This is a genomic window from Sphingomonas sp. AAP5 (assembly GCF_004354345.1).
In the GTDB taxonomy this organism is placed as follows: Bacteria; Pseudomonadota; Alphaproteobacteria; order Sphingomonadales; family Sphingomonadaceae; genus Sphingomonas; species Sphingomonas glacialis.
Window position 1 is genome coordinate 3661031 of record NZ_CP037913.1, and the last position, 14205, is coordinate 3675235.

Below are 14205 nucleotides of genomic sequence, written 5' to 3' on the forward strand. Positions count from 1 at the left end.
GCCGGCATTCCGTGCGATTAGGATCGCCTGCGATATAGTGTACTATATCAGCAACACATAGCGAAATCTGCGGTGACCATTGTCAGGTGTTCAGCGCGCGAATCATTCCATGCTTCCGCGCATCGCCGCACCCGCGACGAACGGCGCACCCGCTAGCAGCACGAGGCTCACCGCGCCGAGCAGCTTGACCGCCTGCACGCCGCCTTCGATCGAGCCTGCGCCGAAGATCAGCAGCGGCACCGCGAGCGGGAGCATCACGAGCCCCGCGACCGCGCCTGCCCCGCGCAACCCCGTCACCAGTGCCGATGTCGCCACCGCGAGCGCCGCGAGGCCGGGCGTGCCGATCAGCAACCCGAGCTCGACCGCCGCCAGCGTCTCCGCCGGCAATCCGAGCAGCCCGGCGGCCAGCACCGTGGCGACCATCAAGGGCGGACCGAAGCCGAGCCAGTGCGCCGCGATCTTCGCGGTGGCGACCGCCGCCATGCTGAACCCGCGCACCGAGACTTGGTCGAGCACGCCGCTTTCGGCGTCGGGGCCGATCAGTCGCTCGACCGGCATCAGCGCGGCGAGCAACGCCGCCGCCCAGATCACCCCGCCGCCGATCCGCGCGAGCAACGCCGTGTCGGGGCCGACCGCGAACGGAAAGAGGATCGTGACGAGCAGGAAGAAGGCGAGCGCATTGACGATCCCGCCGCTTGCCCAGGCGATCCGCACGTCGCGCGCGACGAGGGCAAGCAGGCCGCTCATCCGAGCACCACCGGCATCGCATCGGGCAGCGCGATCGGCAGATGCGTCGCCACGGCGACCGCGCCGCCAGCGGCGCGGTGCGTTGCGATCAGCGCTTCGAGCAGGCCGACGCTCGCGACGTCGAGGCCGTTGGCCGGCTCGTCGAGCAACCACAACGGCGCACCGCTCGCCACGACGCGCGCCAGCGCCGCGCGCCGCCGCTGCCCGGTCGAGAGGAGGCGCACCGGGACCGCGGCGATTGCGGCAAGCCCGACGGCTTCGAGCGCCTTTGCAACGCGCTCGGTCGCGCTCGCTGGGGAGGGGTCGAGCGTCGCCCAGAAGTGCAGCGCCGCGCCGAGCGGTCGCGCAGCATCGAGCGCGGCGGCTTCGGCCATCAGCGCGCGGTGCGGCGGGACGGTGACCTCGCCGTCGGCCGGCCGCAGCAAGCCCGCCGCGATGCGGATCAGGCTCGACTTGCCGACCCCGTTCGGCCCCGACACCAGCACCGCGCCCCCCGGCGCGACGGCGAACGAGACGTGTTCGAACAGCATCCGTCCACCCCGGACGCAGGCCACGTCGCGAAAAGCAAAAAGCGGCGTCACGCAGCGCCCGCCGAATCCTCGAGCGCGTGCATGTCGTCGTCGGACAGCCCGAAATGATGCCCGATCTCATGGATCGTGACGTGCGCGACGAGCGCGTTGAGATCGATCCCGGTCTCGATCCATTCGTCGAGGATCGCGCGGCGATAGAGATGGATCCGGTCGGGCAGGCCACCGCTGTCCATCGACGATTTCTCGCCGACCGGGCGGCCGTGATAGAGCCCGGTCAGATCGAGCGGATGCGCGATGCCGAGCGCGTCGAGCGTCTCGTCATCGGCGAGATCCTCGACGATCAGCACGACATCGCCGAGGTGCGCGCGGAACTCGGCGGGGAGCCCGGCGATCGTCGCGCGCGCGATCGCTTCGATCGTGGCGGCGTCGGGCGGGTTACGCGGTTGATCGGCGGGCGGCATTGGCTATGCCTTACGGCGAAGGCGCGCCGTGCGCCAGCAGGAGAGCAAGCGTGCACGTTGAACCGCTGAGCGAAGACGACCGGGCAGAGGCGCTCGATACGCTCGACGAATGGGACTATGACGAGGCGCGCGACGCGATCACGCGGCGCTTCACCTTCGCCGATTTCAGCGAGGCGTTCGCCTTCATGACGCGCGTCGCGCTGCTCGCGGAGAAGGCCGATCACCATCCCGAATGGTCGAACGTGTGGAACCGCGTCGACGTGCTGCTCACCACGCATGACGCAGGCGGATTGTCGCACAAGGACGTGGCGCTGGCCGAGGCGATCGACGCTTTGCTTGGCTGATTATTGGGCTGATTATTGGGCCGAGCCGATCGTCCCACGGCGCATCCGCTTGCGCAAGCTGCCCGGCATCCAGCGCGCGGCGAACGCCATCTTGTCGGCGGTCTTGCCGACATAGGTGTGGACCTTGTCGCCGTGGACCGCATCCCACGCCGCCTGCGCGACCTTGTCGACGTTGGTCAGCTCGAGCCCGGCGTTGGTGACGACTTGCTTGATCGAATAATTGCTGTTGCCCGCGGGCGTCGCGAGCAAAGGCGTGTCGATGAAGCTCGGGACGAGATCGCGCACCTTGATCCCGGCGCCATACCATTCGCCGTCGAGCGCCTCGGTCAGCGCGCGGACGCCGAACTTGGTCGCCGAATAGACCGGCAGGCCCGAGGAGCCGTAGATCGCCGACGCCGACGCGGTGTTGAGCAGGCACGATCCCGGCGTGCGCGCGAGATAGGGGTAGCCGATCTTGGCGCCGTTGAGCACGCCGACGAGGTTGATCGCGACGACGCGGTCGAGATCGTCGAAGCTCATCTCGGCGATCGGGCCGCCGGAGCCGATCCCGGCATTGTTGAACAAGACGTCGAGCCGGCCGCCCGTCGTCGCGGTGAAGGCGTCGAGGTGCGCGACCCAGGCGTCGCGGTCGCGCACGTCCATCGTGTAGGTCTCGACCATCCCGGCGGGCAGCATCGCGGCGGTGGCGGCGAGCCCGGCGGTGTTGACGTCGGCGAGCCCGACCCGCCAGCCGCGCGCCGCGAACAGCTTGGCGGTCGCCTGGCCGATCCCGGAACCGCCGCCCGTAATGAAGATCGCCTTTGTGGTGTCGGTCATGTTGCATCCTATCCGTCATGCCCGTTTCGTCCCGACATGCCCGGGCCGCTCAAGCGTTGGCGGCGAGTGTGCGATACGCGGGCGCTTGGGACAAGCCCGGGCGAACCAAGGTTTGACGCTCCCGCAAAGCTCCCGCACAAAGCGTGCGATGTCAGTCCAGTCCCCCGGCCCCGCCGTCGCCTTCGATGGTGTCACCAAAGCGTATGCCGGCGGGACGATCGCGGTCGACGGCGTGTCGGTCGAGATTGCGGGGGGGAGCTTCGTCGCGCTGGTCGGCAGCTCGGGGTCGGGCAAGTCGACCTTGCTCAAGATGATCAATCGCCTGATCGCGCCCAGCGCGGGCGAGGTCCGCATCGGCGGCGTGGGCGTCGGTGACGAGCCGGCGCATGTCCTGCGCCGGCGGATCGGCTATGTCTTCCAGAATATCGGGCTGTTTCCGCATATGACGGTGGGCGAAAACATCGCGATCGGTTTGCGGCTGGCAGGCGAGAAGATGCATGCCGAACGCGTCGCCGAATTGCTCGATCTGGTCGAACTGCCTCGCGAATTCGCACTGCGCCGCCCCGATGCGCTGTCGGGCGGGCAGCGCCAGCGCGTCGGCGTCGCGCGCGCGCTCGCGACCGCGCCGGGGCTGCTGCTGCTCGACGAGCCGTTCGGCGCGCTCGATCCGGTGACGCGCGATCAGCTCGGGACCGCGATCCGGCAGCTGCACGACCAACTCGGCCTGACGACGATCATGGTGACGCACGACATGGCCGAGGCGCTGATCCTCGCCGACCGCGTGCTAGTGATGGACAAGGGGCGGATCGTCGCCGATGCCACGCCAAAGGCGCTGCTCGCGGGGGAGGGCGGGCCCGTCGCCGCGGCGCTGGTCGCGGTGCCGCGCGAACAAGCGCGCAAATTGCAGGCGCTGGAACCAGGCGCATGAGCCCGTTCGTCGAAGCACTTACGCGCGTCCCGCCTTTGCTTGCGGCGCATCTGTTGCTGGCGGCGTCGGCGCTGCTGCTCGGGCTTGCGATCAGCCTGCCGCTGGCGATCTGGTCGGCGCGAAAGCCCGGTGTCGCGCGCGTGGCGCTCGGCTTTGCGAGCCTCGTCCAGACCGTGCCGAGTCTTGCCTTGCTCGCGCTTTTCTATCCGCTGCTGCTGTTCGTGTCGGGGCTGGTCGGCGGCGGGATCCCAGCGCTCGGTTTCCTGCCGTCGCTGCTCGCGCTGACGCTCTATGCGCTGCTGCCGATCCTGCGCAACGGCGTGACCGGGCTGCTCGGGCTCGACCCCGCGGTGATCGAGGCGGCCGATGGCGTCGGGATGACCTCGTGGCAGAAGCTCCGGCTGGTCGAGGCGCCGCTCGTCGCGCCCGTGCTGATGGCGGGGATCCGCACCGCGGCTGTCTGGACGATCGGTGCCGCGACGCTGTCGACCACGGTCGGGCAGCCGAGCCTTGGCGACATGATCTTTGCCGGGCTGCAGACGCAGAACTGGGCGCTGGTGCTCGCCGGCTGCCTCAGCGCCGCGGCGCTCGCGCTCGCGGTCGATGCGTTGCTCGGGCTGATCGAGCGCGGCATCGCGCAGCGCAAGCGTGGCCGGGTGTGGGCGGCAAGCGGCGTGCTGCTCGTCGGCGTGCTGCTCGCGCTGACGCCGCTGTGGCCGCGTTCGGGCGATACGATCACGATCGGCGCGAAGAATTTCGGCGAGCAATATATCCTCGCGCGCGTCATCGGGCACCGGCTCGAGCGTGCGGGCTACCATGTGCAATATCGCGACGGGCTCGGTTCGGCGGTGGTGTTCGGCGCGCTCAAGACCGACGCGATCGACGTTTATGTCGATTATTCGGGCACGATCTGGACCAACGAGATGAAGCGCCGCGACATTCCGCCACGCCCCACGATGGTCGCGGCGATCGGCGACTGGGCGGCGAAGACGGCGCAGGTGCGGCTGCTCGGCGCGCTGGGGTTCGAGAATGCCTATGCCTTTGCGATGAAGGGCGCGGCGGCCAAGGCGAAGGGAGTCGCATCGCTCGACGATCTCGTGCGGGTCGCGCCGCAACTGACGCTCGGCGCCGATCTCGAATTTCTCGAGCGGCCCGAATGGGCGGCGGTGCAGCGCGCCTATCCGCTCAAGTTCGGCGCGTCGCACGCCTATAGCCCGACCTTCATGTACCAGGCGCTGGCGAGCGGGCAGGCCGATGTGATCTCGGCCTTCTCCTCCGACGGGCGGATCGCGGCGCAGCATCTCACCGTGCTGAGCGACCCGCGCCATGCGATTCCGGGGTATGACGCGATCTTGATGGTCGCGCCCGGGCGGGCGAAAGATGCGAAATTCGTCGCCGCGCTGCAGCCGATGGTCGGGCGAATCCCGGTCGAGGCGATGCGCGCGGCGAATTACCAGGTCGATCGCGATGCCGACAAGGCGACGCCCGATGCCGCGGCGCGCTGGCTGGAGCGCAAGGTCGGGTTGTAGCGTGCTTAGCCCCTCCCCTTCAGGGGAGGGGTTGGGGTGGGGACGTAACGGGCGCTAGGTCTCTGCGAGGCACGGCCCCACCCCCGCCCCCTCCCCTGAAGGGGAGGGGAGGAAATTAGCGGGTGGCGGTCACGAAATAATCGAGCTTGGTGTCGTCGCTCAGCACGAAGCCCTTCGCCACCGAGAAGCCCAGCCCCCGCACATCGACAACCTTGAGCCCGGCCGCGACGACCAGCTCGGTCAGCGCCTCGGGCGTCAGGAACTTGTCCCAATCGTGTGTCCCACGCGGGATCGTGCCGGTCCCTTCCGCAAAGGTAATCAGCGCCAACCGCGACAGCGCGGTACGGTTCGGCGTCGACAGCACCAGCAGCCCGCCCGGCGCCAGCGCGCGCGCCAGCCCGGCGACGAACCCCGCCGGATCGGTGACATGCTCGATCACCTCGAGGCTCGTCACCAGATCGAACGTCTGGCCCGCCAGATCCTCGACGCTGCCGGTGCGATAGGCGATCGCCAGCCCCGATTGCACGGCGTGCGTCGCCGCCACCGCGACATTCTCCGCCGCCGCATCGAGCCCCGTCACCGCCGCACCCAGCCGCGCGAGCGGCTCGCACAGCAGCCCTGCGCCGCACCCGACATCGAGCGCGCGCTTGCCGGCGAGCGGCGTGAAGCCCGTGTCATCGCCGAGCCAGTGCGCGTCGATCCGTTCGCGCAGATAGCGCAGCCGCACCGGGTTCAAGCGGTGAAGCATCGCCGACGAGCCCTTGGGATCCCACCATTCCGCCGCCATCGCGCCGAAATGGGCGGCCTCGGCCGGGTCGATAGTGGTTGCAGACGTTACGGTTGCGCTGTTCATGCCCGCTTTCTATCAGGACCGCCCGCATAGCCCAAGCCCCACCACAAGGACTTCTGCCACTCATGGCCCGTATCGTGATGAAATTCGGCGGCACCTCGATGGCCGGGATCGAACGTATCCGCAGCGTCGCCGCGCGGGTGAAACGCGAAGTGGCGGCGGGCAATCAGGTCGCGGTGGTCGTCTCGGCGATGGCGGGCGAGACCGACCGGCTCGTGGGCTTCTGCCGCGAGGCGTCGTCGCTTTACGATCCCAAGGAATATGACGTCGTCGTCTCGGCGGGCGAGCAGATCACCAGTGGCTTGCTGGCGATCGCGCTGCAGGCGGCGGGCGTGCCCGCGCGCAGCTGGCTCGGCTGGCAGCTCGCCATCTCGACCTCGGACGCGCATGCCTCGGCGCGCATCCAGGACATCGACATGGCAGCGCTCGAGGCGAGCCTCGCCGCGGGTGAAGTCGCGGTGATCCCGGGTTTCCAGGGCGTCGACGAACATGGCCGCGTGACGACACTCGGCCGCGGCGGATCGGACACGTCGGCGGTCGCGATGGCGGCGGCGATGAAGGCCGACCGCTGCGACATCTACACCGACGTCGACGGCGTCTACACCACGGATCCTCGCATCGTGCCGCGTGCGCGCAAACTGAAGAAGGTGACGTACGAGGAAATGCTCGAGCTGGCCTCGGTCGGCGCGAAAGTGTTGCAGACCCGCTCGGTCGGCCTCGCGATGAAGGAAGGCGTGCGCGTTCAAGTGCTGTCTTCGTTCACCGGCGAGGATGCACCGATGGCGGATACATTGCCCGGCACGATGATCGTGGGCGAGGATGAGTTTTGGGAGGAGATCGACGATATGGAAAGCCAGCTCATCACCGGCATCGCGCACGACAAGAACGAAGCCAAGATTACGCTGGTCGCGGTGCCCGACAAGCCCGGCGCGGTCGCGGCGATCTTCGCGCCGCTCGCGCAGGCGAACATCAACGTTGACATGATCATCCAGAACATCGCGCATGCCGCGGGGTCGACCGACGTGACCTTCACCGTTCCGGCCGCCGATCTCGCGCGCTCGATCGAAGTGCTCAACCAGGGGCGCGAGGCGATCGGGTTCGCCGAGCTGGTCCACGACACGCGCGTCGCCAAGATCTCGGTGGTGGGCGTCGGGATGCGCAGCCATGCCGGCGTCGCCTCGACGATGTTCACCACGCTCGGCGAGCGCGGCATCAATATCCAGGCGATCTCGACCAGCGAGATCAAGGTCTCGGTGCTGATCGAGGAGGATTATACCGAGCTCGCGGTGCGCGTGCTGCACACCGCCTATGGCCTCGAGGCGGAGGACGTCGCGGCCTGAACCGCGCCGCGGCGCGCTCAGTTGTGGCCGAGCAGCTTGGTCGCGAGCTTGCCCACGAACGTCACCGGATCGCGCCCGCGGTCATAGCCGAAGTGGCGCATCTCGAATTTGTTGCAGTCGCGCTGGCCGGCGAACATACCGCACGCGCCAACCGGGGTCAGCGCCGCCATGCCGGTGCCGCGTGTGACGCGCGCGTCGTCGGGCTCCTCGTCGGGATTGGCCCAGCCTTCGTCGGCCGCCACCGGCGTGCGATCGTGGCGCGAGGCGCAGACGATGATGGCGGCGGAGGTCGACGCCGCGGCGCAGCGTTGCAGGATGGCGAGGCGGTCGCGCGCGGGCAAATGCGCGAGATCGAAGTCGATCGGCAAGGCCGCGCCCGCGCTCTGGAGGATCAGCATCAGCACCACCGACATCGGCCATCCTCCGCACTGCGTACGGAGTGGCGACAGATCGCGGCGGAACGATGGCAAACCTCTGCAGAAGCCCGGCTATTTCCGAGCGAGACACCCGATCATTCTTTCCGCGCGTACGGCCGGCTCGCGATGCCCGACCAGTCCTGCTCGCCCATCCCGGCATCGACCGCGACATCCATCCGCGTGCGCACCGCGTCGAGCACCGGCAGCGTGATCTGCGCCGCATCGGCGAGCTCGGTCGCGAGCCGCAGGTCCTTGAGGCCGAGCTTCATCTTGAAGCCCGGCGTGAAATCGCCCGAGACGATCTTGGGCGCATAGCTTTGATAGGCGCGTGCGCCGAACAGCGTGCCGGTCATCAAGTCGAGGAAGGTGTCGGCCGCGACACCATTGTCGCCCGCCAGCGCGACGCCCTCGGACATCGCCTCGATCGCCATGGTGATCATCATGTTGCCCGCGATCTTGGCGGCATTGGCTTGGGCGGGGTCGGTGCCGAGCGGCCAGACCTTGGTCGAGAGCGTCTCGAGCAACGGGGTGATGGTGGCAACAGCGTCTTCGGGCCCTGCGACGACGACGTTGAGCTGCGCCGCGGCGGCGGCATCGGGGCGGCCGAAGACGGGGGCGGCGACGTACGCCAGGCCGCGCTCGGCATGGTCTGCCGCGAGTGCCTTGGAGAAGGCGACCGAGATCGTCGCGGCGACGATATGGATCAACCCGGCGCGGGCGGAGTCGAGTGCACCCGAGTCGAGCAACACGCTGCGGATCGCGGCATCGTCGGCGAGCATCGTGAACACGACTTCGGTGTCGAGCGCGGCAGCGACGCTGTCGACGATCGTGACGCCGGGGACTTCGGCTGCGTCGACCGGCGAGCGGTTCCACGCGTGAACCTGATGCCCCGCCTTGGCGAGGTTGACGGCCATGGCGCTGCCCATCTTGCCGAGCCCGATGAAACCGATCTGCATGTTGAGGATCCTGTCTGGAGAAGCTGCAAGCGCAAGCGTTTGGCGGGGGGGGAGGTTCCGGGGTCGGATGTGGTCGAAGGAAGAAGAAGACCCTCACCCAACCCTCTCCCGCGAAGGGCGGGAGAGGGCTTGCGCGCTGCGGGCCGGCTGCATCTTTTCAAGCCCTTCCTGCCCTTCCTGCCCTTCTAGCCCTCTCCCGCTTGCGGGAGAGGGTTGGGTGAGGGCTTTCTTCTTCTTCTTTCAAGCAAAGCCGCATGAACGACGCTGGCAACACCCTCCAGATTGGTCAGCACTTCGGTGTTCCAGAAGCGCAGGATCGTGAAGCCCTGATACTCGAGAAAAGCAGTGCGGCTAGCGTCGGCCTGCTCCGAATGCTGGCTCCCATCGATCTCGACGATGACCATCGCCTCGAGACACACGAAGTCGGCGACATATCCGCCGATCGTATGCTGGAACCGGAATTTGAACCCGTCGAGCTGCCGGTTGCGCACCGCTTGCCAGAAGCGATCCTCCGCATCGGTCCGCTCCCGGCGGAGGCGTGCGGCGTGAGGGCTGATCTGGCGGCGGATCGGCGGCATGGGGTTGATTATACTAGAAAGAAGGCCCTCACCCAACCCTCTCCCGCAAGCGGGAGAGGGCTAGGAAGGGGGCAGGCGGCCCGCCGCGCGTCAGCCCTCTCCCGCCCTTCGCGGGAGAGGGTTGGGTGAGGGCCTTTTCCCCTCCAGCAACGCCCAGGCCGAGCATCCGCACACTGACCACCACCACGCGGGCTTGCCCCAAAGCCCCGCGCGCGGCTAGGCCTGCGCGCATGAACGAAATCTCCTCGACCGGCGCAGCGCGCCTCGCCCGGCGCATGGCGCGCGGTTCCGCATTTCTTGGCTCGGAGGTCGCGATCCTGTGCGGTGCGATGTCGTGGGTGTCAGAGCGCAACCTCGTCGCCGCGGTGTCGAACGCGGGCGGCTTCGGGCTGATCGCATGCGGCGCGATGACGCCCGAGCTGCTCGACCGCGAGATCGCCGCGACCAAGACGCTGACCGACAAGCCGTTCGGCGTGAACCTCATCACGATGCACCCAGCGCTGTTCGACCTGATCGACGTGTGCAACCGCCACGGCGTGGGCCATGTCGTGCTTGCGGGCGGCCTCCCGCCGACGGGCTCGATCGATGCGATCAAGGCGAATGGCGCCAAGCTGATCTGCTTTGCCCCCGCGCTGTCGCTCGCCAAGAAGCTGATCCGCTCGGGCGTCGACGCGCTCGTCGTCGAGGGGATGGAGGCGGGCGGGCATATCGGCCCGGTGTCGACCAGCGTGCTCGCGCAGGAAATCCTCCCCGAAGTCGCCGACAAGGTGCCGGTCTTCGTGGCGGGCGGGATCGGCCGCGGCGAGGGGATCGCGGCGTATCTCGACATGGGCGCGGCGGGCGTCCAGCTCGGCACGCGCTTCGTCTGTGCGACCGAGAGCATCGCGCATGCCAATTTCAAGAAGGCGTTCCTGCGCGCATCTGCCCGCGATGCGGTGGCGAGCGTGCAGATCGATCCGCGCCTGCCCGTCATCCCGGTGCGCGCGCTCAAGAATGCCGGCGGCGACCTGTTCACCGCCAAGCAGCGCGAAGTCGCGCAACTGCTCGACGAGGGCAAGGTCGCGATGGCCGAGGCGCAATTGCAGATCGAGCATTATTGGGCGGGCGCGCTGCGCCGCGCGGTGATCGACGGCGATGTCGAGCATGGCAGCCTGATGGCGGGCCAGTCGGTCGGGATGGTGACCAAGGAAGAGCCCGTCGCCGAGATCATCGCGGTGCTGATGGCCGAGGCTGCGGCGGCGCTCGAGCAGCGCGCAGCCTAAAGGTTGCGCGCGACGCGTGCGGCGTTCGCCTTACACAAGTTAAAGATACAAATTAGGTCAATATCAGGGGTGTTAATTGCGCCGAGGTCCTTCCGTGTCTCGGTCGACCCGCCGCCACTATATTTGGCGGCGCTGGTAAAAAGCCCTGAAATATGTCACAAGACATCGATCTCGAGTCGTTGGTCATGACCAACGATCCATCGGATACTGTTTAGCGTCGTACAGCGTCTATCGATACTCTTGATGGGGTTGGCCGATGACGACGAACTTGCTCGATGTGCAGGAGGCGCTGCAGGCAAAGGGCTTCGATCCCGGGCCGATCGACGGCGTGCGCGGGCGAAAGACGATCGCCGCGATCCTGGCATTCCAGTCCGCCACAGGACTGATGCCCGACGGGATCGTCGGGCGGCAGACGCTCGCCAAGCTGATTCCCGGCACCGATCCCGCGACGCTGACGCTCGCCTCGACGATCCCCTGGCTTGCCGAGGCGCATCGCCTGCTCGGGTTGAAGGAAGATACTGGCGCCGGCAGCAACCAGCAGATCCTGCAATGGGCGCGCGATCTGCACATCGCATACGACGATGACGATGTCCCGTGGTGCGGGCTCTTCGTCGGCCATTGTGTCGCGTCGCAACTGCCGCGCGAGCCGCTCGTCCGCAACCCGCTCGGCGCGCGGTCGTATGAGACATTCGGCAAGAAAGTCGCGCCGCAGCCGGGCGCTATCATGGTGTTCTGGCGCGAGTCGGAGGACAGCGGCAAAGGCCATGTCGGCTTCTATGTCGGCGAAGACCAAGTCGGCGATTTCCTGATCCTTGGCGGCAATCAGGGCAACGCGGTGTCGATCATCGGCAAGCCGCGCGCGCGCTTCCTTGCGGCGCGGTGGCCGATAACCGCCCTGCCGGCGACGGGCGGGCCGGTGCTCGCCCAGGTTCCGGGTGTCGGCAACCAGGTCGAAGTCTGACGCGGCGCACGGTCCATCGGTTCAAGTGCCGAGCTTACGCCCGCAGCCTCGTCGTTCCCCGGCAGCGGTTGGTCGAGCGCGCGGATCACAGCGTCTCGGCATCGCCGACCTCCGCCCGGTAACGCCGCATTAACCCTGTCATGCGACACCCAAGTCCCGGACTGGAGTTGCGTGATGAGATCGATTCGAATTTCGGCGTCCGCGCTGTTGCTGGCTGGCGTCGCGGTGATGAGCGGATGCGCATCGCATCGCTTGCCATCGGTCGCGACGGTCACGCCGCCCCCCGTGGCGATCGCCGCCACGGCGCCCCCTGCGGGCAGCTATCCCGGAATGCCGATCCCCGCGCGCCTCGCCGACGGATCGTACGCCACGCCCAATCGCGCGCTCAGCGCAGCGGCGACCGTCTGGCACTTTCGCGCCGGGCTCAACGTCGCGGCGCTCGCGTGCCGCGGCCCCGGCGATGCGCTCGTCGCCGCGCGCTACAATGCAATCCTCACGCGCCAGAGCAGCGTCTTGCGCGACTCCGAAGCAAGGCTCGCCGACGAATATCGCGGCAGCGGCGGGACCGCGTGGCGCGCGCGCTACGACCATGCGATGACCGTGCTCTACAATTTCTTCTCGCAGGGCTTTGCGCACGACACCTTCTGCGCGTCGGCGACGCAGATCCTCGCGGAGAGCGAGACGATCGCACCCGCAGCGTTCCCCGCCTTCGCGGCGGCGCGCCTGCCGGTGCTCGACGGCGCCTTTACCGATTTCTACGCGCGCTACGATCGCTGGCGCGCGGGCGCAGCGCCGGCTGCGATCACGGCACCAGCGCCGCCGCCGATCGTCGCGCAGCGACGCGCAGCGCCGCGCGCGACGCTGGCATCGACGCCCGCGACGCCGTGGATCCAGCTCGATCAAGTCGCGTTGCTGCCCGATCCCGAGGGGCGCGAAGTCCACGGTGGTGCGCCGCGCACGCTCGCTGCGACGCGCCCGCGCCGCTGAGTCAGCGCTGGCCGACGACCATGCGCAGCGCGCCGAGGTCGCCCGAGACGAGATAGACCGCGATGGCCGCCCCGCCGCCGAACACAACGGCGATCGCGACCGACGCCAAGCCGGCAATGACGCCGCCTTGCCGCCGCCGCGCGAAGCTGCTGCGCTGGCTCGGCTTTCCGAGCTTGAGCTCGGCATAGCCCGCACCCGCGCCGCCGAGCGCGGTCATGATTACGGTGATCAGCGCGCCAAGCGGCGTCTGCCAGGCGAGCCCGATCGGCAGCACCAGCGCGAACGGCGCCGCCATCGCAAACGCCGCAAGCAGCTTCGCGCGGTTGATCTGGTCCTTGCTGACCGGCGCGACTGCGAGCAGATCGGGCGCATCCTCCGCCGACACCGTCAGCCAGGCAAAGCTGCCGACGAGCTGGCTCGCGATCAGGACGCTGGCAAAGGCGAGGGCTGGCGGCACCGGCACCGCATGGCGGCTGCCGAGCATCGCGAGCACGAGCGGCGCCATGTAGATCAGCCGCATCACGATCTGGAAAGCAAGCGCCGGATCGCGCGCGAGCAGCCGCCATTCCTTGGCGAAGATCGATCGCGTCAGCCCGGCATGGAACAGCCGCTGGCTCGCGCGGCCGGTCGGCTTGCTGCGCGACGGGCGGTTGCCGCCGTCTTGATAGCCCGACAGGAACAGCCGCTGGAGCGTCAGCCCCGCACTCGCAAAAAGCAGCAGCGCGACGCCAAGCAGGATCGCGATCGCCAGCGGATCGCCGAACGCGGCGCGCCCCGGCAGGCTGCTCAAGCCGTGCGTGCCGAACCCGCTGGCACGCAGCCGCTCGAAGTGCGCGACCATCGCGCTGCCCTTGTGGTCGGCGCGCGGATAGAGTTGCGAGGCGAGGAACACCGCGCCGCCGAGCAACGCCGCAAGGATCTGCCCGAAAGTGCGCGCGGCCCGTGGGCCGACCAGCGTCGCGACCGCGAGCGTCAGCGCGATCCCGAGGGCGCTCGCGGTCAAGGCGAGCGCGACGAGCAGCGCCACCACGCCGAACAGTTGGGGGTGACCGAGCACGGCGACGGGCACGACGATCGGCAACAGCAATACGGCATAGGTCAGCGCGATCGTCGCGGCGATGCCGAGCATCTTGGCGAGCAGCACGCTGCTTTCGGGAATCGGCGCCGAGAAGAGCAGAGCCAGGTCGCCCGTGTCGTACAGGCTGCGCTGGCTGCCGAGGACCGCTTGCGCGGTCATGAAGCTCAGCATGAGCCCGCTCACGCCAAGCGCGGCGATGCGCAGTTCGGGCAGGACGGGGATCGCGGTGTCGCGCGCCGCCCAGCCGATCAGGCAGCCGATCGCCAGCCATGCCGCGATCAGCAGCCAGCCGATCACCTGCGTCGCGCCGAGCCGCGCGAGCAAGCCCCGCCGCCCGCTGGAACTGCGGGCGCGCACCGCCAGCCGCACTTCGTTCAGCGCGAGCCAGCCGAACGCGCCCGGCGGGACGTGACGCATCGCCC

Annotated in this window: 16 protein-coding genes; 7 read left to right on the plus strand and 9 right to left on the minus strand. The window is 68.5% G+C overall.

Annotated features, from left to right (window positions below; genetic code table 11):
- Positions 1-102: 102 nt before the first annotated feature.
- From E2E30_RS16905 to E2E30_RS16915, 3 genes are read right to left on the minus strand one after another with little or no spacing between them, the layout of a single operon-like run.
- On the minus strand, positions 103-747 hold the full coding sequence (locus E2E30_RS16905; protein WP_206365600.1) for a heme exporter protein CcmB: 645 nt from the start codon (positions 745-747) through the stop codon (positions 103-105).
- Positions 744-1328 carry a heme ABC exporter ATP-binding protein CcmA gene (gene ccmA, locus E2E30_RS16910; RefSeq protein WP_133191543.1) on the minus strand — a complete coding sequence of 195 codons (585 nt, stop codon included), beginning with the start codon at positions 1326-1328 and terminating at the stop codon, positions 744-746. Before ccmA ends, E2E30_RS16905 begins: the two co-directional genes overlap by 4 nt.
- Positions 1325-1738 carry a metallopeptidase family protein gene (locus E2E30_RS16915; RefSeq protein ID WP_133191544.1) on the minus strand — a complete coding sequence of 138 codons (414 nt, stop codon included), beginning with the start codon at positions 1736-1738 and terminating at the stop codon, positions 1325-1327. The genes ccmA and E2E30_RS16915 overlap by 4 nt, the downstream gene beginning before the upstream one ends.
- A 50-nt stretch (positions 1739-1788) precedes the next feature.
- On the opposite strand from E2E30_RS16915, the gene E2E30_RS16920 reads away from it, so the two are divergent.
- Complete coding sequence (locus E2E30_RS16920; RefSeq protein WP_133191545.1) at positions 1789-2082, plus strand: 4a-hydroxytetrahydrobiopterin dehydratase; 294 nt, start codon at positions 1789-1791, stop codon at positions 2080-2082.
- Positions 2083-2094: 12 nt separating this feature from the next.
- On the opposite strand, the gene E2E30_RS16925 is transcribed toward E2E30_RS16920, so the two are convergent.
- A complete protein-coding gene (locus E2E30_RS16925) occupies positions 2095-2898 on the minus strand; it encodes an SDR family oxidoreductase (protein ID WP_133191546.1) in 804 nt (267 codons plus the stop codon).
- A gap of 148 nt (positions 2899-3046) precedes the next feature.
- Between E2E30_RS16925 and E2E30_RS16930 the strand changes: the two genes are divergently transcribed.
- Positions 3047-3826 (plus strand): ATP-binding cassette domain-containing protein, encoded by a 780-nt coding sequence (locus tag E2E30_RS16930; protein ID WP_133191547.1) that lies wholly within the window; start codon positions 3047-3049, stop codon positions 3824-3826.
- The gene (locus tag E2E30_RS16935; protein ID WP_133191548.1) at positions 3823-5355 is read left to right on the plus strand and encodes an ABC transporter permease/substrate-binding protein; all 1533 of its coding nucleotides are present in this window, start codon (positions 3823-3825) and stop codon (positions 5353-5355) included. The genes E2E30_RS16930 and E2E30_RS16935 overlap by 4 nt, the downstream gene beginning before the upstream one ends.
- 115 nt (positions 5356-5470) lie before the next feature.
- Here the strand turns inward: E2E30_RS16935 and ubiG are convergent, their stop codons facing one another.
- On the minus strand, positions 5471-6208 hold the full coding sequence (gene ubiG, locus E2E30_RS16940) for a bifunctional 2-polyprenyl-6-hydroxyphenol methylase/3-demethylubiquinol 3-O-methyltransferase UbiG (protein ID WP_133191549.1): 738 nt from the start codon (positions 6206-6208) through the stop codon (positions 5471-5473).
- Positions 6209-6270: 62 nt separating this feature from the next.
- Between ubiG and E2E30_RS16945 the strand changes: the two genes are divergently transcribed.
- Positions 6271-7545, plus strand: coding sequence for an aspartate kinase (locus tag E2E30_RS16945; protein ID WP_133191550.1), 1275 nt, complete (start codon positions 6271-6273; stop codon positions 7543-7545).
- A gap of 17 nt (positions 7546-7562) precedes the next feature.
- Here the strand turns inward: E2E30_RS16945 and E2E30_RS16950 are convergent, their stop codons facing one another.
- The 3 genes from E2E30_RS16950 to E2E30_RS16960 form a co-directional block, all read right to left on the minus strand.
- A complete protein-coding gene (locus E2E30_RS16950) occupies positions 7563-7958 on the minus strand; it encodes a hypothetical protein (protein ID WP_133191551.1) in 396 nt (131 codons plus the stop codon).
- Between the two features lie 98 nt (positions 7959-8056).
- Positions 8057-8917, minus strand: coding sequence for an NAD(P)-dependent oxidoreductase (locus E2E30_RS16955; protein ID WP_133191552.1), 861 nt, complete (start codon positions 8915-8917; stop codon positions 8057-8059).
- A 185-nt stretch (positions 8918-9102) separates the two neighbouring features.
- On the minus strand, positions 9103-9531 hold the full coding sequence (locus E2E30_RS16960) for an endonuclease domain-containing protein (protein WP_240698966.1): 429 nt from the start codon (positions 9529-9531) through the stop codon (positions 9103-9105).
- Between the two features lie 194 nt (positions 9532-9725).
- On the opposite strand from E2E30_RS16960, the gene E2E30_RS16965 reads away from it, so the two are divergent.
- The 3 genes from E2E30_RS16965 (at position 9726) to E2E30_RS16975 (ending at position 12705) form a co-directional block, all read left to right on the plus strand.
- Positions 9726-10757 (plus strand): NAD(P)H-dependent flavin oxidoreductase, encoded by a 1032-nt coding sequence (locus tag E2E30_RS16965; RefSeq protein WP_206365601.1) that lies wholly within the window; start codon positions 9726-9728, stop codon positions 10755-10757.
- A 256-nt stretch (positions 10758-11013) separates the two neighbouring features.
- Positions 11014-11718, plus strand: a complete 705-nt coding sequence (locus E2E30_RS16970; RefSeq protein WP_133191554.1) for an NlpC/P60 family protein — start codon at positions 11014-11016, stop codon at positions 11716-11718.
- A gap of 174 nt (positions 11719-11892) precedes the next feature.
- A complete protein-coding gene (locus E2E30_RS16975; protein ID WP_206365602.1) occupies positions 11893-12705 on the plus strand; it encodes a hypothetical protein in 813 nt (270 codons plus the stop codon).
- Between the two features lies 1 nt (position 12706).
- Here the strand turns inward: E2E30_RS16975 and E2E30_RS16980 are convergent, their stop codons facing one another.
- Positions 12707-14200, minus strand: coding sequence for a hypothetical protein (locus E2E30_RS16980; RefSeq protein ID WP_240698967.1), 1494 nt, complete (start codon positions 14198-14200; stop codon positions 12707-12709).
- Positions 14201-14205 lie beyond the last annotated feature (5 nt).

Bases quoted from the DNA above. Each gene is read 5' to 3' on its own strand.
- E2E30_RS16905 (WP_206365600.1), bottom strand. From the start codon at position 747: ATGAGCGGCCTGCTTGCCCTCGTCGCGCGCGACGTGCGGATCGCCTGG.
- E2E30_RS16915 (WP_133191544.1), bottom strand. From the start codon at position 1,738: ATGCCGCCCGCCGATCAACCGCGTAACCCGCCCGACGCCGCCACGATC.
- E2E30_RS16925 (WP_133191546.1), bottom strand. From the start codon at position 2,898: ATGACCGACACCACAAAGGCGATCTTCATTACGGGCGGCGGTTCCGGG.
- E2E30_RS16930 (WP_133191547.1), top strand. From the start codon at position 3,047: ATGTCAGTCCAGTCCCCCGGCCCCGCCGTCGCCTTCGATGGTGTCACC.
- E2E30_RS16935 (WP_133191548.1), top strand. From the start codon at position 3,823: ATGAGCCCGTTCGTCGAAGCACTTACGCGCGTCCCGCCTTTGCTTGCG.
- ubiG (WP_133191549.1), bottom strand. From the start codon at position 6,208: ATGAACAGCGCAACCGTAACGTCTGCAACCACTATCGACCCGGCCGAG.
- E2E30_RS16945 (WP_133191550.1), top strand. From the start codon at position 6,271: ATGGCCCGTATCGTGATGAAATTCGGCGGCACCTCGATGGCCGGGATC.
- E2E30_RS16950 (WP_133191551.1), bottom strand. From the start codon at position 7,958: ATGTCGGTGGTGCTGATGCTGATCCTCCAGAGCGCGGGCGCGGCCTTG.
- E2E30_RS16955 (WP_133191552.1), bottom strand. From the start codon at position 8,917: ATGCAGATCGGTTTCATCGGGCTCGGCAAGATGGGCAGCGCCATGGCC.
- E2E30_RS16965 (WP_206365601.1), top strand. From the start codon at position 9,726: ATGAACGAAATCTCCTCGACCGGCGCAGCGCGCCTCGCCCGGCGCATG.
- E2E30_RS16970 (WP_133191554.1), top strand. From the start codon at position 11,014: ATGACGACGAACTTGCTCGATGTGCAGGAGGCGCTGCAGGCAAAGGGC.
- E2E30_RS16975 (WP_206365602.1), top strand. From the start codon at position 11,893: ATGAGATCGATTCGAATTTCGGCGTCCGCGCTGTTGCTGGCTGGCGTC.
- E2E30_RS16980 (WP_240698967.1), bottom strand. From the start codon at position 14,200: ATGCGTCACGTCCCGCCGGGCGCGTTCGGCTGGCTCGCGCTGAACGAA.